This is a genomic window from Kribbella sp. NBC_00709 (genome assembly GCF_036226565.1).
Taxonomy (GTDB): Bacteria; Actinomycetota; Actinomycetes; order Propionibacteriales; family Kribbellaceae; genus Kribbella.
This window is the reverse complement of the sequence record NZ_CP108996.1, coordinates 7,392,075-7,414,395: the sequence shown is the minus strand read 5'-3', so window position 1 is coordinate 7,414,395 and position 22,321 is coordinate 7,392,075. Positions and strand designations below refer to the sequence as shown.

General features: G+C 67.4%; 18 protein-coding genes. 11 read left to right on the top strand and 7 right to left on the bottom strand.

What is annotated here, in order from left to right; all coding sequences use genetic code 11:
* Positions 1–25: 25 nt before the first annotated feature.
* A complete protein-coding gene (locus tag OHA18_RS36230) occupies positions 26–3,442 on the bottom strand; it encodes a hypothetical protein (protein ID WP_328999886.1) in 3,417 nt (1,138 codons plus the stop codon).
* A gap of 197 nt (positions 3,443–3,639) precedes the next feature.
* Between OHA18_RS36230 and OHA18_RS36225 the strand changes: the two genes are divergently transcribed.
* Positions 3,640–4,143 (top strand): Pycsar system effector family protein, encoded by a 504-nt coding sequence (locus OHA18_RS36225; protein ID WP_328999885.1) that lies wholly within the window; start codon positions 3,640–3,642, stop codon positions 4,141–4,143.
* Positions 4,144–4,615: 472 nt separating this feature from the next.
* Here OHA18_RS36225 and OHA18_RS36220 read toward each other — a convergent pair whose 3' ends face one another.
* A complete protein-coding gene (locus tag OHA18_RS36220; RefSeq protein ID WP_328999884.1) occupies positions 4,616–5,188 on the bottom strand; it encodes a CGNR zinc finger domain-containing protein in 573 nt (190 codons plus the stop codon).
* Positions 5,189–5,273: 85 nt separating this feature from the next.
* Between OHA18_RS36220 and OHA18_RS36215 the strand changes: the two genes are divergently transcribed.
* Positions 5,274–6,407 carry an MFS transporter gene (locus tag OHA18_RS36215; protein ID WP_328999883.1) on the top strand — a complete coding sequence of 378 codons (1,134 nt, stop codon included), beginning with the start codon at positions 5,274–5,276 and terminating at the stop codon, positions 6,405–6,407.
* On the opposite strand, the gene OHA18_RS36210 is transcribed toward OHA18_RS36215, so the two are convergent.
* From OHA18_RS36210 to OHA18_RS36200, 3 genes are read right to left on the bottom strand one after another with little or no spacing between them, the layout of a single operon-like run.
* A complete protein-coding gene (locus tag OHA18_RS36210) occupies positions 6,370–7,182 on the bottom strand; it encodes an alpha/beta fold hydrolase (protein WP_328999882.1) in 813 nt (270 codons plus the stop codon). The two genes, OHA18_RS36215 and OHA18_RS36210, sit on opposite strands and share 38 nt — an antisense overlap.
* A 48-nt stretch (positions 7,183–7,230) precedes the next feature.
* Positions 7,231–8,430: a M20 metallopeptidase family protein gene (locus OHA18_RS36205; RefSeq protein WP_328999881.1), complete on the bottom strand. Its 1,200-nt coding sequence runs from the start codon at positions 8,428–8,430 to the stop codon at positions 7,231–7,233.
* Entirely contained in the window at positions 8,427–9,347 is a 921-nt protein-coding gene (locus tag OHA18_RS36200) for a 5'-3' exonuclease (RefSeq protein WP_329006193.1), read from the bottom strand. Before OHA18_RS36200 ends, OHA18_RS36205 begins: the two co-directional genes overlap by 4 nt.
* Before the next feature lie 114 nt (positions 9,348–9,461).
* On the opposite strand from OHA18_RS36200, the gene OHA18_RS36195 reads away from it, so the two are divergent.
* Together OHA18_RS36195 and OHA18_RS36190 are read left to right on the top strand one after the other, a co-directional pair.
* Entirely contained in the window at positions 9,462–9,902 is a 441-nt protein-coding gene (locus OHA18_RS36195) for an Lrp/AsnC family transcriptional regulator (RefSeq protein ID WP_328999880.1), read from the top strand.
* Entirely contained in the window at positions 9,899–10,555 is a 657-nt protein-coding gene (locus tag OHA18_RS36190; protein WP_328999879.1) for an HAD family hydrolase, read from the top strand. The genes OHA18_RS36195 and OHA18_RS36190 overlap by 4 nt, the downstream gene beginning before the upstream one ends.
* Positions 10,556–10,568: 13 nt before the next feature.
* On the opposite strand, the gene OHA18_RS36185 is transcribed toward OHA18_RS36190, so the two are convergent.
* Positions 10,569–12,467, bottom strand: coding sequence for a hypothetical protein (locus tag OHA18_RS36185; protein WP_328999878.1), 1,899 nt, complete (start codon positions 12,465–12,467; stop codon positions 10,569–10,571).
* Positions 12,468–12,803: 336 nt separating this feature from the next.
* On the opposite strand from OHA18_RS36185, the gene OHA18_RS36180 reads away from it, so the two are divergent.
* Positions 12,804–13,094, top strand: coding sequence for a hypothetical protein (locus OHA18_RS36180; RefSeq protein ID WP_328999877.1), 291 nt, complete (start codon positions 12,804–12,806; stop codon positions 13,092–13,094).
* A gap of 117 nt (positions 13,095–13,211) precedes the next feature.
* On the opposite strand, the gene OHA18_RS36175 is transcribed toward OHA18_RS36180, so the two are convergent.
* Entirely contained in the window at positions 13,212–14,675 is a 1,464-nt protein-coding gene (locus OHA18_RS36175) for a KamA family radical SAM protein (protein ID WP_328999876.1), read from the bottom strand.
* A gap of 144 nt (positions 14,676–14,819) precedes the next feature.
* Between OHA18_RS36175 and OHA18_RS36170 the strand changes: the two genes are divergently transcribed.
* From OHA18_RS36170 to lnt, 6 genes are all read left to right on the top strand, one after another.
* Positions 14,820–15,863 carry an L-erythro-3,5-diaminohexanoate dehydrogenase gene (locus OHA18_RS36170; RefSeq protein WP_328999875.1) on the top strand — a complete coding sequence of 348 codons (1,044 nt, stop codon included), beginning with the start codon at positions 14,820–14,822 and terminating at the stop codon, positions 15,861–15,863.
* 3 nt (positions 15,864–15,866) lie between these two features.
* Positions 15,867–17,468 (top strand): amidohydrolase, encoded by a 1,602-nt coding sequence (locus OHA18_RS36165; protein ID WP_328999874.1) that lies wholly within the window; start codon positions 15,867–15,869, stop codon positions 17,466–17,468.
* Complete coding sequence (locus tag OHA18_RS36160; protein WP_328999873.1) at positions 17,456–19,030, top strand: lysine 5,6-aminomutase subunit alpha; 1,575 nt, start codon at positions 17,456–17,458, stop codon at positions 19,028–19,030. Before OHA18_RS36165 ends, OHA18_RS36160 begins: the two co-directional genes overlap by 13 nt.
* Positions 19,027–19,779 (top strand): OAM dimerization domain-containing protein, encoded by a 753-nt coding sequence (locus OHA18_RS36155; RefSeq protein ID WP_328999872.1) that lies wholly within the window; start codon positions 19,027–19,029, stop codon positions 19,777–19,779. The genes OHA18_RS36160 and OHA18_RS36155 overlap by 4 nt, the downstream gene beginning before the upstream one ends.
* Complete coding sequence (locus tag OHA18_RS36150; RefSeq protein ID WP_328999871.1) at positions 19,780–20,169, top strand: hotdog domain-containing protein; 390 nt, start codon at positions 19,780–19,782, stop codon at positions 20,167–20,169. It abuts the gene before it with no gap.
* A gap of 561 nt (positions 20,170–20,730) precedes the next feature.
* The gene (gene lnt, locus OHA18_RS36145) at positions 20,731–22,299 is read left to right on the top strand and encodes an apolipoprotein N-acyltransferase (RefSeq protein ID WP_328999870.1); all 1,569 of its coding nucleotides are present in this window, start codon (positions 20,731–20,733) and stop codon (positions 22,297–22,299) included.
* The last annotated feature ends 22 nt before the right edge of the window (positions 22,300–22,321 follow it).

The window sequence follows — 22,321 nt, the reverse complement described above, 5'->3', positions numbered from 1 at the left end:
TCTTCTGCTGCTCGCATGGATGGGACTAGTCGGACTCCTGAAGGCGTTCTGGGACGCCACCGTATAGAACCTCGACTTCGCAGGTCCGGAAGGCGACCTCGGTACGGGTGGAGGTTCGGACGGGGTCTACTAAGCCGACGTTGGCGTCCGACGTGACGACGTCGACGAGTGACTGACCGCCGATCAGCAGGACGCTCTGCTCGGGTAGATACTCTGCTTCGACGGTTCGAACAAACTTCCGAAGCACACTGAGGTGCTCCAGGAATTGCCCGCCACGCAGCTCGCTCGCATCCCCCATGCGCCACAGATTCGTGCCGACGAAGTCTGTCGGCACGAAGATCGCTCGGTATTTGACGGACGGGAAGCGGAACGAGACGTCCTGCACGCGCCGCAGCGTCTCACGGGCCCAGAAGAGAGCGCGACTTCCGGACACGGCGATGTACTTCTCGTCGTTGACGGAGGAGATGTCGCCGTTCCAGACGTGGATATCGCAGGACTGCTTGGCTGCGCTCCGCTGGATCTGCAGAAGGGTGTCATTGACCGCCTCCCGCCAGGCATGAACGTTCTGCCGATACTGATGGCCCCGAACCGGCGGATGCGGATGGTTGCCCTTCGAGTCGTAAATGTCGTACCAGACCAGAAACTCGTACTGCTTGGCCGTGGCAATTGTTCCGAACTGGGCGAGGAGCCGTTCGCACTCCGACGCGTGGATCTGCATCTCATCAACCAGTTGGTCGGTGGTGTCGATGGCTGCCTTCGCGAACGTTTGGGCCGCGTCCGGGACAGGGCTTCTGCGTGCCCACCCGGCGATGATGTCCTCGTACTTGCCCACAAGTCCGGGGTGAGAGACCGCTGCTGCTGACATCCGGGCGGCGAAGCGCTCCAGCTTCTCCGAGATGCTGGTCAGTTTCCTGGTGGCGCTGGCATCATCAAGACCGCTCGCGCGGGTCAAGCACGCATCGAGCAGCGAGAGACAGGCGAACGCTCGCCAGCACAGCTCCGCACTGAAAATCAGCGCGCGACGAATCTCCTGCTCTCGGGCGTGCTCCTCGGTTTCCATCAGCGGCCACCAGAATGCGTTCCAGTCTGACGCGTCGCGCTGGCTTCTACGGGCAAGGCGATCGCGGCTCTGGCTGACCACCGTGCGCCAGCGCATCCCGGACCAATCGCGCATCTTCCTCGATGCAGATGTGACCGCCGTGCGCCCGTTGGCGCGGTCCAGGTGCTTCACCGTCTCTTGCACTCGTGCGGCGTTGTTCCAGTCGAGTCCTTCTAGGCGACGTCGACCTGGGCCCCGCCACCATTCTGTGAATGCACCGAGCTCAGCTTGGAGCGCAGCCAGCATCGTTCGGGGGTCGGTGCAGGTTGTCAGCGCGACCAGATCATCGTCGGTCAGACCTCGCGTCCGGTTGGTCGCACGCGCCTCACCTTGCAGTGCGGGCCGTTCGGTGTCTCCTCTGACGAGACTGCCAAGGAGATATCCGACGCTGAAGGCCGAACTCAGGGCGTTGTGATTGACCTGAGAGGCGCCGAGCTTCTCGCCCAATGCGTACTCCTTGTCTTTCCGAACCAATACTCCGCGCCGCGGCAGATACGAGGTTAACCAGTGTTCGTTGCCCACGACACTACGAGCCTGTGTCCTGATCCGAGTGACGGCGCCAAGCAGGTCGTAGCTAACCCTCGCGACAGGCGGTGCCGCCGTCGCTTCGGGTCTGTAGGTGAGGAAGCCGGAGCTGACTCCGACCCTTATCAGGATGACGAGCGCCTTTTCGAGGACAAGCCGTGGAACGGTGTCCCAGCCCGACGCCGAGAGCAGCCCCCTGACCATCTCGTGCGCTAGGTCGCACTCGGCGTCTTGCCACGTCACGTCCTCGCCGTGCCGATAGGCGCGCACTACGATGCCGTCGATCTCCCGGATGATGGGCACGGCGACACCCATATCGTTGAGCCGATCCAAGCTGAGGCTCAGCAGGTCGCGGAAGTCGCGAGTTTGGGGGAGCCGATACTTGAGACACAAGTAATTGGCGAGTGTTGGCCAAGTAATCCCCTGCAGGAGTCTGTCCGCGCGACTCGGCCCTGAACCGGTCTCGTCGAGGTAGTCCGCACCAGCAGTTGCCGCTTCGCGTCGAGCAGGCAATTCGTACCGATGGAACATGGCGAGGAAAACTTCGGCCATATCGGTCTCGACTCGGCCGCTGCTGGGGTTCTCCGCCTCCAAGGAGAGCTGAATCGAATCCGATGTCTCGGTGTCGCGGTCCTCGAGCAGCGTCTGGCTCCACAGTTGCAACGATGGCGGTGTTGCGACTGGCTCAAGCTTCGGCATGTTGAGGTGGGCTCTCGCCGTGAAGAGTCGGCCGTCTTTGGCGAATGCCGTTCGTGCCGACGTGAGCGCCGCACCGATATTGAGTGAGTTCCACGGACCGAAATGAGCATCAACGTCGAGCGCCGACAGGTGCGAGTCGCGTGAGGTCTGCACTGCGCCCCGAGTGGACCAGAGGAACCTCTCGACGAGTCCCGCACCGAGCAGGTACTGGATCATTCGCACGAAGGCCTGTGGTGATTGAAGCGCCTGAATCAACTCGTCCGTCGCCGGCGTCGACCGGAGCGCGATCGATTCGAGCAGATGTCGGGTTAATGAGTGCAGATCGGCGGTCTTCAGCGGCCGGAGCGTGATGAGAGGCACGATCGTCAACTGGAGTGTGCCGTCAAGAAATCTACCAAAGGCCCGCAGTTTGATGATGTCGAGGCAGTTGAATACCGCCACGCCCAGTCGTTGACGAAGCTCCTCACGCAGTTCCTCAGACGGAAAGAAGGTATACGTTACCGAATCGGTGACGGCCTGGTGCGGAGCGGTGAGGCTGTGAACGGTCCATTCGATGCTCGACAGAAAGGCGTGCAGATCGGACGTCTGCACGCGCAGTCCCTCGTACAACGGAAAGTCGACCATGTAGGGGCGAGGGAGCAGCGAAAGCGCTCGGACCTCGCTTGCGCACAACGTCTTCACGGCCTCGTCCGACATAAATACCTGCGCGTAGTCTATTGTTACCAGCTCCGGCACATAGCTGTCCTTGTTGACCGCGAGAGCATGGACAGTAGTGCCTACGTCGGATGATTCAAGGGTCCGTTTGGCTCTCGCCAATGTGCTGCCGAGGATGACTGTGTCGTCGACGAGCGCGACGCGCCGAGTCTTGAGAGGATCGACGTTCAAGTCGAGTACGCGGTCGCTCAGAATGGGCAACGGTGAACCGGCGACACCTAGTTTGGTAAACATGTCGTAGACGCAGTACGACTTCCTAGCCATGAACATCAGCGCGTCGGCGTCAATCTCCGCAAGATGCTTGTGGAATTCAGCGATCGAGCGAGCGTCCACTGGTTCGAACTCAGCGAATATTCGGCCTCGGAGGTCGCTCAGTTGGCCGTCGACAGCAGGTGTCATCTCCACCCCTGAAAGATCACTGTTTTGACCGACCTGAACTCGGCCATTCCGGCCACGGTAACGCACGTCACGCTGCAGGGCCAGATCGCGTTAAATCGTCCTCGGACGATCAAGCGATTGAGTTGCGAGCATCTCGCGAGGCTGGGATATCGGTACCATAGATATCCGTCGTTCGCATTTGCGACGTCTTCCAGGAGGACGGAATGTCTGACCCCGTGCTGGATCATGCTCAGGATGTTCTGGCGGCTGCGCGCGAGGAACTCTCCAGAGCCGACAACAAGGCGGCTCTACTTCTTGCGTCCGCTGGTGTAGTTTTCGGAGCGCTCCTCGCGGCCGTACTGGCCGGCAGCTGGAGTCCGAACATGCTCGACAACGTGGTCGAGTGGCTGTGGTGGACCGGAGCGACTTCTGCTTCTATGGGGCTGATCGCGCTCGGGTGGGCGATCTATCCGCGGATCCGTGCCCGTTCTCCGCGGCCCGCCATGATTGGCTACTTCGGGGATGTCATCGCCGCCCCAGCGGACGACCTTCTTGCGTTGCTGGAAGCCACGGCAGCGACGCCGATGCGGGGCGTGTTGGACCAGCTTCATCAGGTCTCGCACATCGTCCACCGGAAGTACCTGGCGATTCAGTTCGCTCTGGTCGCCTTCTCTGCCGGTGCCGCGGCATGCATAGCGGCCGTACTGGTGAGCTCAGCGTTGACCTGACTCCTGCAAGAGGTCCCTTGGTGCTGGCGGATTGGCACGCGGGACAGCGGCCTCGGGCATCAGGCCACGAGCAGTCGACGAAGGGTGAACCGTGCTGGACGAACGAAGTACGCAATCTGAGTCTCCGCTTCCGTCGACGCCGTCTTTGCTCGCCGGGTGAGACCAGTGGCCATCATCGCCGCGTGTCCAATCGGGCCATTACAGTCGCGCTCCGAGTCGCGAACAGATCGTCGGTACCGTTAGCTCGTCAACGGCAAGTTGGTCCGAGTCGATTCCGAGTAGCCAAAGATCATCGGCTATCTCGGGGCCGCATTCCTCGTGTCGGTCACGATACTCGGCTGGGTAGGGCCGGAACGCGTGATTTGCTCGACTACGTTGCACAGATGACGTGCCGTACAGACGGGACCGAGATTGTCATGTCGGTGTCGGCCGACTACGCCGCCTTCATGTCCTGGCTGGACAGCGCGTTGAGTTAGCCAGCGGTGCGGCGGGCGTAGGCTCGGGCGGCTCGGGCTCGGTCGCCGCAGCGGGTGGAGCACCAGTGGCGGCGGCCGTGGCGGAGCAGGTAGCGGTTGCAGGGGGTGGATTCGCAGGCGGTGAGGGTGGCCGCGTCGGGGCCGGTGAGGAGGTCGGCTGCGCTGGCGGCGATGGTGGCCAGGGCGTGGTCGAGGATCTGGTTGGTGGGGCAGACGGTCGCGCGGTAGGGGCCGGTGCTGTCGTCCCAGCGGAGGACGTCGGTTGGCGGGACCCGGGTGAGAGCGTCGTTCACGGCGTCGAGGGCTGCGGGGAGGGCGGGCGCCTCCGCGACGCGGGCTGCGATGAGCGAGCGGACGTGCTCGCGGAGGGCACGTAGCTGGGTCGCGCACATCTCTTGTACGTCGGCATGGTCAGGGGCGAGCCCGTGCGCGGTGAGCCATTCGTTGACCGATGCCGGGCTGCCGAGGAGGTCGACGTACTGGCCGCCGGGAAGGGCGATCGCGGTGTTGGCGAAGTCCAGCGCGAGACAGGCGTCGGCACCAGGCGCCGGCGGCAGCGGGTCTTCCATGTGTCTCATGGTACGGGTTGCCGATATCCGTGAGAAGCGGCTACCGTCTCTCACGGATAATCCGTATCTGAACCGTGAGGTGGAGATGAAGCTGACGGCGCTGCTCGTCTGCGTGTTCGGCGTGACGACTGGAGAGTTCGTGGTGACCGGGATTCTGCCGGCCATGGCCGACGACCTGCGGGTTTCGATCCCGGCGGCCGGCCTGCTGGTCACGGCGTACGCGCTGGGCATGATCGTCGGCGGCCCGTTGCTGACGGCAATCACCGCCGGCCGGCCCCGGAAACCGTTGATGCTCGCCCTGCTCGGCGTCGCGGTGGCGGGCAACCTGCTGTCGACGATCGCCCCCGGGTACGGCGTGCTGTTCGCGGCGCGGATCCTGACGGCGTCGGTCACGTCGACCTTCTTCGCCAACGCGATCGTGATCGCGACCAGGTCCGCCCCGCCGGACAAGAAGGCGTCGACGGTCGCGAAGGTTGCCTTCGGCATGAACCTGGCGATGATCCTCGGCGCACCGCTCGGCACCTGGATCGGTGAGGCGTTCGGCTGGCGTACGACGTTCGCGGCGATCACCGCCTGCTGCGCGACCGGCCTGGTGCTCGTCGCCCGCTTCGTGCCCGGTGATCAGCCCGGCGTGCGCGTCCGAGCCCTGCACGAGTTCGCCGTCTTCCGCGACCGGAACCTGCAGTTGGCGATCGCGATCACCGCGGTGGCGAACATCGGGCTACTGATGGTGTTCACCTACCTCGCCCCACTGCTCACCGGCCCCGCGGAGTTCGCGGTGACGGCAGTCGCGCCGATGCTGCTCGTGTACGGCGTGGGTGCGACGATCGGCAATCTGGTCGGCGGCCGGTTGGCGGACCGTGCGCTCCTGCCGTCCCAATTGACCGCGCTCGCTCTTGTCGTCGTACTGCTCGTCGCTCTCCGGCTGAGCCCGACCACGATCCTCACTGGCCTGCTCGTGTTCGCCATCGGCGCGGTCGGCTTCTCCGTCATCCCCGGTATGCAGGCCCGCGTACTGACCACGGCCGCAGCCGCCCCGACGTTGGCGATCGCGGTCAACGCCTCGGCGTACCAGGTCGCGGCCGCCTTCGCCGGGTGGCTCGGCGGCCGCGTCATCGCCGGTCCTGGCCTTCCGGCCGTCTACCTGGTTGCCGCGGCGGCGACGCTCCTCGGTCTGGGGCTCACGGCGTTGACCCGCGATCGGTCAGCACGTCGCTGACGAACTGCCGGAACGCCGCCGGCGCGGAGAACATCGGCATGTGGTCGCCCTGCGGCAGGAGGGTCAGTTCGGCGTGCGGTGCTTGCGAGGCCAGGCGTCGGCCCCAGAGTTGGGTGCCGTCGAAGTCGCGGCTGCCGATCAGGACGGAGATCGGGGTGGCGAGTTCGGCGAAGCGGTGCTTGACCGGTGGGTCGAGTTCGACGCCGTGGTGGACGGGCATGGTCAGCACGCGCGAGTTCGCGATCACCAGGCCGACGAGCAGCCGGCGGTCGTCTTCTTGCACGCCCGGGCACCAGCCCCGGATGTCGTGCTCGGCGGCAGCCGGAATGCCGTCGGACGCGAGGACCTTGGCGAGCCCCGCGAAGTGGGCGCGCATCACCACCCGGGCCGCCTCCTCCGCCGGCGTCGGGTCCGGGAACTCGCCGAACGATCCTCCCGCGACGATGACACGCGAGACGCGCTCCGGATGCCGGTGCGCGAACCCGAGCGCCCGCCGGCCACCGTCGGAGACGCCGAGCAGCACACCTCGACCTACGCCGGCCGCGTCCATCACCGCAGCTAGATCGGCGATCTCGTCGTACGCCCGTTCGGTCGGCGAGGAGAGCCCGGTGTCGCGGTAGTCCCAGGTCGTCACGCGGTGGCTCTCGGCCAGCCACGCCACGGTCGAGGACCACATGCGGACGTCGGCGAGTCCGCCGTTCAGCAGTACGACGTCGGGACCCTGACCGTGCTGCTCGTAGTACAGGTAACCGTCAGGAACGTTGACGAAAGGCATGCGGGCAGTCTGCTCAATCGCGGACCGCCCGCATATCGGGAATTCTCCCTAGTCGGCGCGGTGCAGCCGCCGCACAGCGAGCTCGGCCAGCAGGGCCGCCCCGTCGGGGAGGACGGAGTCGTCGAAGTCGGCCAAGGGGGAGTGGTTGTCGGCGGCGGCGTCCGGGTTGGCGGAGCGGCACGCGCTGAGGTTGAGGTAGACGCCGGGGACCTCCTCCAGCACGTACGACATGTCCTCAGCGCCGCACCTCGGGTTGGCGCGCTCGCGGAAACGGTCGGCGCCGAACAGGTCGACGATCGTGTCGCGGGCGAACTCGAACTCCGCGGGGTTGTTGACCGTCACCGGATACCCGACCTGGTAGTCCGCGTCGACCTCCAGCCCGTGGGCCGTGGCCAACGAGGTGACCAGCTGGATCGACGCCTTCTGCATCTTGGCGCGAGCCTCGGCGGAGAACGTCCGGACCGTCGCGTCGAAGAACGCGTCGTCCGGGATGATGTTCTCCTTCGTCCCGCCCGCGATCCGCCCGACCGTGAGCACGACCGGGTCGAACACGTCGAACTGCCGCGTGACCATCGTCTGCAGCGCCCCGACGATCTCGCAGAGCACCGGGATCGGGTCCTTCCCGCGGTACGGCGTGGAGCCGTGCGTACCGGCCCCGATCACGCGCACATGCAACTGATCCGCTGCGGCCATGAACGACCCGGGCTTGCTGCTCCACATCCCGAGCGGCTGGGACGCTGACCCGACGTGCAGACCGTACGCCGCGTCCGCGCGCCGGCCGGCCGCGTCGAGCACACCTTCGCGGATCATGATCGGCGCCCCGCCCGACGTCTCCTCACCGGGCTGGAACATGAACACCACGTCGCCCGGCAGCTCGGCCTGCATCGCCGAAAGCACCTTCGCCGCCCCGACGAGCCCGGCGACGTGCAGGTCGTGGCCGCAGGCGTGCATCATCCCGGGATGCTGGGAGACGTACGGCACGTCGGTCCGCTCGGTCACCGGCAGCGCGTCCATGTCGCCGCGCAGGAGGACGACCGGACCTGGCCCGCCACCGCCGCGCAGTACGGCGGTGACCGAGGACAGCTCCTTGCCGAGCGTGATTTCCAGCGGCAGGCCGGCCAAGGCGTCGAGGATGAGCTGCTGCGACTTGGGCAGGTCGAGGTCGAACTCCGGGACCTGGTGCAGCGCCCGCCGGAGCGCCACGATCTCGTCCCGGAAGCCTTCGGCGAGCTCTCGCGTGCGGCTCATGCCTTCGGTCCCAGGTCGAGCGCGGCCATCACTCGCTGCGCGCTGCCACCGAGCTCGAGCAGCTCGACGAGATCGAGCCACCGCTCCGGATCCCTGATCTCGTCCGGGATCTTCGCGTCGAACGTCCCGACCGGCGCGTCCTTCGCGACCGCGACGACCTTCGTCGCGACGTCCAGGTAGTCGCTGTCGGCCAGGATCTTCTTCTTCACCCCGGGCGCCATCGGCGTACTCGGGTCGGCCGCGGCAGCGCGGATCGCGTCCAGGTCGCCGTACGCCGTGACGAGCGAGGCGGCCGTCTTCTCGCCGATGCCCTTCACGCCGGGCAGACCGTCGGAGGCGTCCCCGCGCAGCGTGGCGAAGTCGGCGTACCGGTTGGCGGGGATCTCGTACTTCGCCAGCAGCGCCTTCTCGTCGTACACGTCCGCGCGGCCGACGCCGCGGGCCGCCGTGTAGATGATCCGGATGCCGCGGCTGTCGTCGATCAGCTGGAACAGGTCGCGGTCGCCGGTCACCACATCGACCGGCATCGTCGCCTGGTGCGACAGCGTGCCGATCACGTCGTCGGCCTCGTGGTCCGGCGCGCCCACGACGGCGATCCCGATCGCCTCCAGGCAGGCCCGGATGTACGGCACCTGGACCTCGAGCCGGTCCGGCACGTCCTCGACCTGCTCGCCCTTCGCGGTCACGAACTCGACCCGCTGCGCCTTGTACGACGGAATCAGCGCCACCCGCCAGGACGGCCGCCAGTTGTTGTCCCAGCAGGCCACCAGGTGGGTCGGCCGGTGGTTCTCGGCGAGGCGCGCGATGAAGTCGAGCAGCCCGCGAACCGCGTTGGTCGGCGTACCGTCGGCGGCCTTCATCGTGTCCGGCACGCCGAAGAACGCACGGAAGTAGAGCGACGCGGTGTCGAGCAGCATCAGGCGCTCGGGTCTGTCAGCCATGCCCCGATGCTTTCACAGGCCACGGACAGTCCACAGACGCCCCGCGAGATCACCTGCGGCCGGGCCGGTTGCTCCAGTAGTGTCTTGAGGATGGAGGACCTGGACCGCAAGATCGTCGGGCTGCTCGCGTCCGACGGCAGGATGAGTTTCACCGACCTGGGCAAGGCGACCGGCCTGTCCACGTCGGCGGTGCATCAGCGGGTGAAGCGCCTCGAGCAGCGCGGCATCATCCAGGGGTACGCCGCCACCGTCGACCACACCGCGCTGGACCTGCCGCTGACCGCGCTGATCTCGATCCGGCCGATCGATCCGTCCCAGCCGGACGACTCGCCCGAGCGGCTCCGGGAGGTCCGCGAGATCGAGTCCTGCTACTCGGTCGCCGGCGACTCCAGCTACATCCTCGTCGTCCGGGTCGCCTCCCCGGCCGCCCTGGAGAACCTGCTGGCCGTGATCCGCGCCCGCGCGAACGTCTCCACGACCACGACGATCGTGCTGAGCACGCCGTACGAGCGTCGGCCACCCGCCCTGTGAAGGCCCTGCTGTCGGACCTGTTCAGCACGCTGGTCCCCGGCGGTGATGCCGAGCGCTCGCTGGTCAACGCGCGGATGGGCGCGGCGCTCGGCGTCGACGCGACGGCGTTCCAGCAGGCGTTCGACGCAGCGTCGTACGAGCGCTTCATCGGAGCGTACGGCGACCTGCCGAACACGCTCCGGGTGATCGCGGAACGCTGCGGCGGGGCGCCGACCGACGAACAGGTGCAGGAGGCAACAAATCTGCGCCGTGCGCTGGCCCAGCGTCTGCTCGGTTCGGCGCCCGCGACGACGCTGAGCACGTTGGCTGCCTTCAGGGCGGCGGGCTGGCGGATCGGGCTGGTCAGCAACATCACCGCCGAGACCCAGCTCCAGTGGCCCAGTAGCTCACTGTCGCCGTACTTCGACACCACCGCGTTCTCCGCCGAGGTGGGCGCCGCCAAACCCGAACCCGCCATCTACCTGACGGCGTGCAACGCCCTCGGCGTGGATCCCGCCGACTGCATCTACGTGGGCGACGGCAACGACAACGAACTTCCCGCCGCCGCCTCCCTGGGCATGCACACCATCCGCACGGTGGAGCACGCGAACAGCGCTCCCGCCTGGCCCGGCCCTACCATCAACACCTTCGCGGAACTCGGAGCCTTTCAGTAGCCGCCGGCAGCCGTTAGTAGCCGCCGGCGTCGATGACCTGGGACTCGAAGGACGCGACCTGGATCTTGCCCTTGCCCTTCGGCGGGATCAGCAGCACCGCGTCGTGGATCGTCGTCGAGGTGAGTCCGCTCTGGTACTTGACCGCCGCCGGGCTGAACGCGTTCTCCGGCATCCCGGCCCACCAGAACTGCCAGTGAACGCCCGGCAGGAGCGTGTACTCGTGCGTCAGGGAGACGAACACGACCGCGGTGCCGGACTTGGTGACGTACGCGGGCGACTGCTGCGGAGCCGTGAACGCGTCGGTGATGCCGCGCGTGGATCCGGGTTGCTTCGCCTTCTCGGCCCGGTTGCTCACGATGCCCGCGAGCAGGCTCTTGATCTCGGAGTTCGGCTGGAAGGCGGCGGCACGAGGTGAGGCGGCTCCGCCGGTCAGGTACGTCGCCAAGCTCGTCGCGGCGAGCTGTGGGGCCACCGCGAGCCTGGTGTCGTCGGCCTTGGTCGCCGGGCGGATGCCGGTCAGGTCCGGAAGCTTGACGGTTGTCGGCACGCCGGCGGCGAACATCAGCATCCACGGGCTGCCTGCGGTCTCGCGCTCCCACAGACCGACGTGGCGGTACTTCGCGTTGTCGGAGATCCCGGACGAACTGACGAAGCGCATCGGGTAGCTGCCGACCTGCGGCGCCCCGATCACCGGCTTCGTGTAGGTGAACGCCCCGATCGGTTTCGCTTTGGCGTACTGGTCGATCGTGTACCCGGCCTGGCTCTCGCGGACGAGATTGCCGCCTTCGATCGTCGCGATGAGCTTGCTGTTGCGGGTGCTGTTCGCCTTGTTGTTCACGTCGTTGTAGTGCTTGATCACTGCCGCGGCGGCGGCGTCACTGATCGCCGGCCGGGTCAGCGTCGTCACGGTGTCCGCCTGCGGAACCGCAGAACACCCACTCACCAACCCGAACGCCAGACCGACGGTCAGAACCCGCCGAACCGCCCCACCACCCTGCGGCCGCTGCGGCGGCATGCCCTGCACGGGCGGCTGCTGCGGCTGTCCTTGAACCGGCGGCTGCTGTCCGGGACCGCCCTGCGCCGGTGCCGGCCGCGGTGGCTGGCCGTTCATGGGTGGGCGCTGGGCCGGCGGACCCTGCACAGGTGGGTATTGGGCAGGCGGACCTTGCGGCTGCTGCTGCGGGCCGACCGGAGCCGGCGGTGCACCTTGCGCGGGCGGGTACTGCGCTGGTGGGTACTGGGCGGGCGGGAACTGCTGTTGCGGGGACGGCGATTGTGGAGCCTGTGACTGCCAAGGCTCGGAGTGGGCGGTCGTCCCGTTCGTGGGGTGGGACTTCGCGGGGCGGCGGCGGAACAGGACCAGGAGGATGCCTACGGCAAGGAGAATGATGCCGGCGGCAAAGATCCCGAGGGCCGTGACGAAGGCCTTCGGGATCTCGATGCCCAGGTCGACCTTGGCGTCCGGTGCGGTCTTCCCGTCGGCGTTCATGATGACGACGTCGTACGGGCCGTCCTCGATCGGCCAGGCGATGGACTGGGTGCCGGCGCCGTTCGCCTTGGCCACCCACCAGTCGAGGGTGTCGGGCGCGGCGAGCGGTCCCGCCGTACCCTTCGACTCCTGAGTGGTGAGCGCAACCGGGAACTGCACCTGCACGAGCTTCGTGTACGCCGTGCCCTTCAGATAGCTACTCACGTCGAAGTCCCGCGCCACACCGACGAACACGGGCTGGTTCTTGGTGGACCGTACGTCGACGTGCAGTACCGGACCATGCCGGTTCAGCAGATCCGGCGTACTCGCGATCGCCAGCCCTTTGCTGCTCAACGACTGCTCGCCGGACTGGACCGTGTCATCCGGTCCGATCAACCAGAACGCGGCCGCCCCGCCGACCACCGCGACAACCAGACCGATCAAAGCCAGCAGAACGCCAACTATCCTGCGGATCACCCGCACACGAACTCCCGAGATCGCAGCATGCCCCAGACACACCGCCCGACATTCGACCCGTGATGCTAGCGCCCACCCGGGCGCACGACGCCCCATCCCGGCCCGCGTGCACCAAGTTGCAACCTCAGTACCCGCCCGCATCCACGAGTTGGCGGGTGAAGCCGAGCACCCGGACAGCGGCACGCTTGTTCGCCGGGATCGCGATCGCGACCTGGTAGAGCTCGGTTGTGGTGAGCGCATTGCGATACAGGTGGTTCGGTGTGTCGAACGCCGCTCTGCAGCGTGCGGAGCTCTGGTGTCGCCGTGAAGAACTTTGTGTACGGCGAGGTTGCGCCGGCCGTCAGGAGGTCCGCGAACTTCGTGGCCGCGACAGATGGCGACTCGATCAGGCCCGTTGTCGCGGTCGGTACGACCTCATGCACGCCGGCGATGTCCGGGACCTTGACCGCCTTGCTCGACGGCACGGCGAAGGCCAGCCGCCAGGTAGCTCCGGCCGACGGCCGCTCCCAGACACCGATGCGATGGTTACCCGAGGCAACGAACCGCATCGGATACCCGCCGTACTCCGGCGCACCGACCGACCCGCGTCGGTGATCGCCGGCCGGTTGAGGATCGGTTGCCGAGTGCATCTAAAGCGTCACGCGGGGGAGTTGCAGGTAGTTGCAGCGCCTCCGGTGCCACCCCCTGCATTGGTGGCACCGGAGGCGGGTCTTAGGTGATTTCGAGGAACTTCTGGGACTCGGCGGCGGCTCGGGAGGCGGCTGCGCGCGCTTCGGCTTCGGCGAGGGTGGTGCCGGCGTGCTGGGTCCACCACTGCTGGCCCTCGGCGGGGAGGGTGTCGATCGGGTCGTAGTACTCGTAGGTGCGGTTCAGCGCCTCCGGGTCCTGCTGCTCGATGCCGGTGCGGTAGTTCTTCTTCCAGTACGAGATGCCGCGGACCTCGTCGTACTCCGACAGTTGGTGCACCCACCGCTTGCCGACGTACGGGACGTCGCAGACGATCCGCGGGGTGGCGAAGCCGGGGAGGTATCCGAGGATGCCGTGCTGCAGGTGCTGCGCGTCGCGCACCGACACCCGCCAGTGTTCCGAGAACGGGATCATGTCGCACATGTAGAAGTAGTACGGCGTGATGTTCGCGCCATCGAGCAACGCGAAGCACAGGTCCAGCAACTGGTGCACGGAGTCGTTCACACCGCGCATGAGCACGCCCTGGTTGCGGACGTCGCGCAGGCCGGCCTCCAGCATCGCCTTCGACGCCTCGGCGACGAGAGGTGTCACGGACTGAGCAGCGTTCACGTGCGTGTGCATCGCCAGCATCACACCGCGCTCGCGGGCAACGCCGGCAACGCGGGTAACGCCTGCGCGGACGTCGTCGGACAGCCAGTGCTGCGGCATGCCCATCAGCGCCTTGGTCGCGAGCCGGATGTCCCGGATGTTCTCGATCTCGAGCAGGCTCATCAGGAACGCCTCGAGTCGCGGCCACGGCATGTTCGCCACATCGCCGCCGGACACGACGACGTCCCGGACACCCGGCGTACGGCGGAGGTAGTCGAGCATGTTGTCCAGCCGGGTCTGCGGCTTCGCGACGAACTTGAGCTTGTCGATGACCGGCGTCGAGTTCCCGACCAGGTCCATGCGGGTGCAGTGGCCGCAGTACTGCGGGCACGTCGGCAGGATCTCCGCAAGGACCTTGGTCGGGTATCGGTGGGTCAACCCCTCCGTGGCCCACATCTCGTGCTCGTGCAACGAGTCCCGGGTGGCGTGCGGGTGCGACGGCCAGTCGGCGCGACGGTCGCTGAACACCGGCAGCATGTAGCGGCGGACCGGGTCCGCGTAGAACGCCTCGGTGTAGTCGGGGGCGCCCTGCGGCACGATCGTGTTGAGCATCTGCGGGGGGAGCAGCATCGACATCGTCGCGCGCTCGGCCTGGTCGCGGGTCAGGTCGTCGTACAACCGGTCCTCGAGCAGGTCGCCCATCACGTCGCGGAGCTGCTTGACGTTCTTCACGCAGTGCGACCGCTGCCACTGCACCGAGCGCCACTCCTCGGCCGTGACGTCCTTCCAACCGGGCAGCCGGGTCCAGTCCGGCTCGATCAGCTCGGCTCGCCGGTACGCGTACGGCTGGCCGTCGCCGGGCTCCGGACGAGCCAGCTCCGGGGTGATCAGGTCGGTCACAGGTCCTCCGCGGGGCTTCAGTGGTATTGCGGTCTCATGTGAGGATAGCGATAGAACTTCCCTCAAATCCAACAGGTCACCGCAAGAATTCTCGTCAAGGCACTGTTTGAGTAGTATTTTGCCTGACCGCTACGAGGAGGACACGTGTCATCGAGCCCGGTAGGACTGCACCGCGTACTCGCGCCGTCCGGCGTGTTGCCGCAGGCGGCGGACAGACTCGACGCACGGGCCGGGATCTGGCCCGACGAGGTCCGGATCGCGGTCGAGCGGCTCAACCTGGACGCCGCGTCGTACCGTCAGCTCGCCGAGGCGCACGGCGGCGACGGTACGGCGATCCGCCGCGCGGTCCTCGACATCGTCAAGGCCCGCGGCAAGATGCAGAACCCGGTCACCGGCTCCGGCGGCATGCTCGTCGGCGTGGTCGATGAGGCCGGCCCCGACTCACCGCTCGGTGTCCAGAAGGGCGACCGCGTCGCGACGCTGGTCTCGCTGACGCTGACCCCGCTGCAGCTCACCGATGAGCTGAAGGACTGGGACGGGAAGAGCGAGCAGGTCCCGGCGCAGGGGCACGCGATTCTGTTCGCCCGGTCGATCGTCGCGAAGCTCCCGGACGACCTGAAGCCTCAGCTCTCGCTGGCCGTGATGGACGTCTGCGGAGCACCCGCGCTGACGGCTCGCGTGGTCCGTTCGTATGTCGACAAAGGCATAAAGCCTGTCGTGTCAGTAATTGGCGGCGCAGGTAAATCCGGGTCGTTGTCCCTGGCCGCGGCGCGTTCGGCCGGAGCTGCCCGCACGATCGGGGTCGTGCCGTTCCAGGCCGAGTACGACCGGCTGACCGAGGCCGGTCTGGCCGATGTCGTCGCGCTGGCCGACGCCCGCGATCCGGTGGCACTCGCGCATGTGGTCGAGGAGGCCGGGGGACCCGCGGACATCACCGTTGTCTGCGTCGACGTACCGGGCTGTGAGCACGGCGCCGTACTGTCGACCGCTGCCGGTGGCACGGTGATCTTCTTCTCGATGGCAACGTCGTTCTCGGCGGCCGCCCTCGGCGCCGAGGGCCTGGCCGCGGACGTGACGATGCTGGTCGGCAATGGGTACGTGCCGGGACATGCGGACTTCGCGTTGGAGCTGTTGCGTACCCAGCCGGGTGTCCGTGGTCTGTTCGAGAGCAGGCTGGCGGAGGATTAGTACGTGCGCACACTTCTGACGAACGGTTCCGTCTACTCGCCCGCCGACCCCCATGCGACCGCGATCGCCTTCGACGACGGGGTGGTGACGTGGCTGGGCGATGACACCGGCGCGAGTTCGTATGCCGATGGCGCGGACGAGGTGATCGACCTCGACGGCAAGCTGGTCACGCCGGCCTTCGTCGACGCCCACGTCCACACGGCGCAGACGGGCGCGCTCCTCACGGGTCTCGACCTTGCCGGTACGACGTCCCTCACCGAGGCACTCGACCGCCTGGCAGCCTTCGCCGGTCGGCTGCCTGAGGATGCCGTGATCGATGGCGCCGGATGGGACGAGACCAAGTGGCCGGAGGGTCGGCCGCCGACGGCGGACGAGCTCGATCGCGCAGGTGGCGGCCGGCGGGTCTACCTGTCCCGCATCGACGGTCATTCCGGGGTGATCTCATCCGCGCTGATGACCGCGACGCAAGGCGCCGGGGGCGGCCGCCTCGACGGTTACGACCCGAGCGGCCGGGTGGAGCGGGATGCTCACCACGCTGTTCGTGATGCGTTGAGCGAGCTGATCGGCGCGGATCAGCGACGCCTGGACATCCGAGCCGCGCTCAACCAGATGGCGAGCAAGGGCATCGGGGCGTTCCACGAGATGGCGGCGCCGCACATCGGCCCACTGTGGGAGCTGCCGCTCGTGCGGGAGATCGCTGAGGAGTTGGGGCTCTCGGCAACGCTCTACTGGGGTGAGCCCGGTGTGTTCGAGCACGTCGGTACTTATGGTCTGGCCGGGTTGGCCGGAGACCTGAACGCGGACGGTGCACTCGGTTCGCGGACAGCGGCCCTGCGCGCGCCGTACGCTGATCGCGCGGACCATCGCGGTCATGCCTACCTGACGGCCGAACAGATCGCCGAGCACGTGATCGCCTGCACCGAGCGGAACGTGCAGGCCGGCTTCCACTGCATCGGGGACGAGGCCCTCGGCAACATCGCGCGCGGCTTCGAGCTCGCCGCCGAGAAGGTCGGGATCCAGGCCCTGGTCGCGGCACGTCACCGGCTGGAGCACGTCGAAATGGTGGACGAGGGCACAATCGCCACGCTCGCCCGCTGCGGGGTGGTGGCCAGTGTGCAGCCGATGTTCGACGGTCTCTGGGGCGGTCCGGACGGCATGTACGCCGAGCGCGTCGGCGACCGCTGGCAGGGCATGAACCCGTTCGGTTCGCTGGCCCGTGCGGGCGTCGTACTGGCGTTCGGCTCGGATGCGCCCGTGACCGAGCTGGGCGGATGGGAGGCGGTCCGCGCGGCCGCGTTCCACCACGAGAAGTCCGAGCGGATCACCGTGCGCGCCGCGTTCCAGGCGCACACGCGGGGCGGTTGGCGGGCCGTGGGCATCGACGACGCCGGAGTACTCGCGCCGAGCACCGCGGCGACGTACGCGATCTGGCAGACCGACGCGGACCTCGTCGTACAGACCCCGGACGAGCGGGTCGCGGCCTGGTCGACGGACCCGCGCGCAGGCGTCCCGGTGCTGCCGGATCTGAGTGAGGGAACACCTACCTGCTTGCGGACGGCCGTGGGCGGTCGCGTCATCTATGAAGTCGAGGGATGGTCCCAGTGAGTCGTGCAGTGAAGAAGCTCGACCTTGATCCGGTCACTGTCCGGAAGGCGCGCAGTCTGGCTCGCAAGGCCGGGAAGCCGATCGTCAACCTGGCTCAGCAACACACCACGGTCTCGGTCGAGCGAGCGGTTCTGCGGCTTGCCGGGCTGACCGGTGCGGATACCGAGGGCATCCCGTGGGTGAACCGGCTCGCCGACACAGTCCGTGCCGACGTCGGGCTCGAGCACGGGCTCGCGTTGCCGGTGTGGGACGCGCTGATCCGCGGTGAGGCCGAGGACCTGGCTGTGCTCGCGCAGAAGGCGGCGTCGGGTTCGGTGACGTTCCGGATGCCCGAGGGCCGCGACGCAGTACGCGCCCGGACCGCGGCGCGGAAGGCGGCGGCCGCCGGGATGAAGCGGATCGACGGCCGGCGGCAGGAGCGCGACCGGCTGATCAAGCGGCACGGCGACCCGAAGCAGCGGCCGTGGATCTACCTGATCGTTGCCACTGGCGACATTTACGAGGACATCCCGCAGGCGCAGGCGGCGGCCCGGGAGGGCGCCGACATCATCGCGGTGATCCGGTCGACCGGGCAGTCGCTCCTCGACTACGTGCCGGAGGGCGCGACCCGGGAAGGGTTCGCCGGCACCTACGCCACCCAGGAGAACTTCCGCCTGATGCGGGCGGCGCTGGACGAGTCCTCCCGCGAGCTGGGTCGCTACGTCCGGCTGACCAACTACGCGTCCGGGCTGTGCATGCCGGAGATCGCGACGCTGGCCGGGCTCGAGCGGCTCGACATGATGCTGAACGACTCGATGTACGGGATCCTGTTCCGCGACATCAACCCGATCCGGACGTTCGTCGACCAGCGGTTCAGCCGGCAGATCCACGCCCGCGCGGGGATCATCATCAACACCGGCGAGGACAACTACTTGACCACGGCCGACGCGGTCGAGGCCGCGCACACCGTGACGGTCTCGCAGCTGCTGAACGAGTACTTCGCCAAGGAAGCCGGACTCGAGGACTGGCAGCTGGGTCTCGGGCACGCGTTCGAGATCAACCCGGACCTGCCGGACTCGTTCCGGATGGAGCTGGCACACGCGATGCTGGCCCGGCAGCTGTTCCCGAACGCGCCGCTGAAGTGGATGCCGCCGACGCGGCACATGACCGGCGACGTGTTCCGCGGGTACCTGCTGGACGGGTTCTTCAATCTCGTCGGCGCGATGACCGGGCAGGGCATCCTGCTGGTCGGGATGATGACCGAGGCCGTCGTGACGCCGTGGATCTCCGACCGCGACCTGGCACTGCAGAACGTCCGCTACGTCTTAGGTGCTGCCGGCAACCTTCACGAGGACTTCCGGCCGGAACCGAACGGCTTCATCGCCCAGCGCGCCCGGCAGGTGCTGGGCGAGTCGGTGGAGCTGCTGGAGGAGATCGTCGACGACGGCCTGCTGAACGCGATCGGCGACGGCACCTTCGGCCTGATGAAGCGTCCACAGGATGCGGGGCGCGGTTTGGACGGGGTCGCGAAGAAGTCGGCGGAGTACTACAACCCGGCGATCGAGCTGCTGGAGGAGAAGTGACCATCATCCGGCCGTACGGCGACACCACCGGTGACGGGATGGTGCAGCTGTCGTTCACGCTGCCGATTCCGCACGACAAGCGCGCCGAGGGCGCCGCGGTCCAGCTGGCCAACAAGATGGGCATGGATCCGGCCCTGGTCGTGCATTCGAAGCCGATCGGCCCGGACTTCACGTTCTTCGTCGTCTACGGCCCGGTGAACCACCTGGTCGACACGTCGAAGGTCGAGGTGATCGAGCGCGACTACCCGCTGTTGTCGCCGAAGGAGGTCAACCTCGCGATCCGCAAGGGCCTGCGCCGCCGGCTGACCGTGGTCGGCGCCTGTATCGGCACCGACGCGCACACGGTCGGCATCGACGCGATTCTGAACATCAAGGGCTTCGCCGGCGAGAAGGGCCTGGAGTACTACCGCGAGCTCAAGGTGGTGAACCTCGGCGCCCAGGTCGCCGTACCCGAGCTGGTCCGCCGGGCGAAGGCCGACAAGGCGGACGCGATCCTGGTCTCCCAGGTGGTCACCCAGCGCGAGGCGCACGTGCTCAACACCAAGGAGATGTCCGCGGCCTTCCGGGAGGCGTACGCCGAGGACGCCCGTCCCGTATTAGTTGCTGGCGGCCCCCGTTTCACCGAGCAGATGGCCGGCGAGCTCGGCGTCGACCGGGTGTTCGGCCGCGGCACCACACCGGGCGAGGTGGCCAGCTACCTGGTCGATGCCTTGGTGACGAAGCGAGTACCGGCGAAGAGGAGTGCATAGGTGTCAAAGGCAACCATCGGCCTGACCGTCACGCACCGGCGGTACGTGCCGTACAGCCACGCCCACTACGCCGGGAACCTGGTCGACGGCGCCTACGTGCTGGCGCTGTTCGGTGACGTGGCGACCGAGGTGTGCATCCAGGCCGACGGCGACGAGGGCCTGTTCGCGTCGTACTCCGACGTGCAGTTCCTGCAGCCGCTGCGGGCCGGCGACGTTGTGGAGGTGAAGGCAACGATCACCCGGGTCGGGAACCGCAGCCGCGACCTCGACTTCAGCGCGTACGTCGTCTGCCGCGGCAGGCCGGACACGTCGGAGTCGGCGGCCGAAGTCCTGGCCGAACCGCTTGTGATCACGCGCGCAAAAGGAACCGTCGTCGTACCGGTTGGGTGACGAATGGTTGCCCTGGGTAACGAACACGTGGAGTGCCGAGACCGCTCTGTAACGTGACCCGGGTGAGGGATCCTCGTTTTCCCTTGCGGGGCAGGCGATAGTGTTACAACGGGCTCAAGGAGCCGGGGGAGAGGTTGACACCGTCGCCGCCAGCGAGCATCGTTTTGGGAGTCGTCATATCCCGTTTGTTCAACGGTCACACGAAGTTCGGCCACCGGATGATCCCGCGACGCTGACCAGGCCAAAGCCAGGCTTGAGTCGACGGGGGCTGAGATCGCCGGTGGTTAGCCCCCCGCGGGGCAGAGGTGGAAGAGGCTCGGCGGCCAGTAGACAACAGCCGGACGGTTCGCAGCCAGCGCATCGTCGGTTGGTCCGAAGGCACGCCGAGCCTCTTTCCTCTATTCCGGCGTGACCCGGCGGGCATCTTCGCTCTCTGTCGAGACCCCTTCACTTTCCGCGTTCGCCGCCGAGTGGCTACTGACCGGATACATTCGGGTGCCCCGGACGTTGTACGGTCGTGCGACCGGCGTCTGCCGGGCTGTGAGGACAAGGGGTTACCGCGTGGACCGGTTGAAAGCTCTGGGGAGGCTCCTGCCCCGGGTGGTGGTGGCCGTGGCCGCCGGTGCGCTGCTCGGGTTCGCGTTCGAACCGCACGACCACCCCTGGCTGACGATCGTCGCCGTCCCGCTGTTCCTCGCCGCGTTGAACGGCATCTCGATGAAGGCCGGCTTCCTCGTCGGCGCCGGGTTCGGCATCACGTACTACGCGGTCCTGGTGCCATGGCTGAGCGTGATCGGTGGCGACGCGGCCATCGCGCTCGCAGTGCTCGAAGGCCTCTTCTATGCGGTCTTCGGGTTGTTCGCGACGCAGGTGCTGAAGCTGCGGCTGTGGATGGTGTGGATCCCGGGCCTGTGGGTGGCGACCGAGTTCGCGACCGCGTCGGTGCCGTTCGGCGGGTTCCCGTGGGGGCGGCTCGCGTGGGCCTTCTCCGATGCCTCATTGGGCAAGCTGGCGGCGTACGTCGGCATCCCGGGGCTGAGCTTCGTCGTCGCGTTCGTCGGCGTCCTCGTGTACGCCGTACTCCGCCGGGCCAGCGGTCCGCGCCTGCGGGCCGTGGCGCTGGTTGCCGGTCTGGCGATCGTGTTCGGCAGCGCCCTGATCCACCTCTCCGTCGAGGGCGACGGGAAGACGGTGAAGGCCGCGATGGTGCAGGGCAACGTGCCGGGCAAGGGCCTGGAGTTTCTGGGTCGCGCTCGTACCGTCACCAAGAACCACATGAACGCGACACTCGACCTGGAGAAGCGGGTCCAGGCCGGCACCGAGATGAAGCCCGACGTGGTGATCTGGCCGGAGAACTCGACCGACATCGACCCGTACAAGGACGACGAGACGCGAGCCGACATCGAGGCGGCGGTGCGCGCGGTCGGCGTACCGATCCTGGTCGGCGCCGTCACCGAGGGGCCCGGTCCGAACGAGCGCCAGACGACCGGCATCGTGTGGGATCCGGTCACCGGGCCTGGACAGCGGTACGCCAAGCGGCATCCGGTCCCGTTCGGTGAGTACATCCCGTTCCGCAACGAGCTGCTGCCGTACATCAAGCGGCTGGAGATGATCGGCGCGCAGACCGTGCCGGGCGTCGGTCCCGGGGTGATGCCGATCAACGGCGTCACGTACGGCGACGTGATCTGCTTCGAGCTCGCCTACGACAACGTGATCTCGGACGTGGTCAAGGGCGGCGCCCAGGTCCTGATCGTGCAGACCAACAACGCGACGTACGGCGGAACCGGCCAGCCGGAGCAGCAGTTCGCGATCACCCGGATGCGCGCGATCGAGACCGGCCGGACCGTGCTGATCGCGTCGACGAGCGGCATCTCCGGCGTGATCCGCCCGGACGGGACGGTCGAACACAAGTCGGGCCAGTTCGTGTCCGACGTGTATGTCGCCACCGTCCCGGTCCGCGACGGCCACACCCTGGCAACCACCCTGGGCAGCTGGCCCCAGTGGATCCTGACCGGCATCGGTCTCCTCGGCCTGGTCCTGGCCCTCGTCAACCGCCGCCGGCGCCGCGACGACCCGGAACCCCCACCCGCCCCTGATTCCACCCCGACTCGTGAGAAGGTCCCGGCCTGACCTGTAACACTTGGGTGAATCC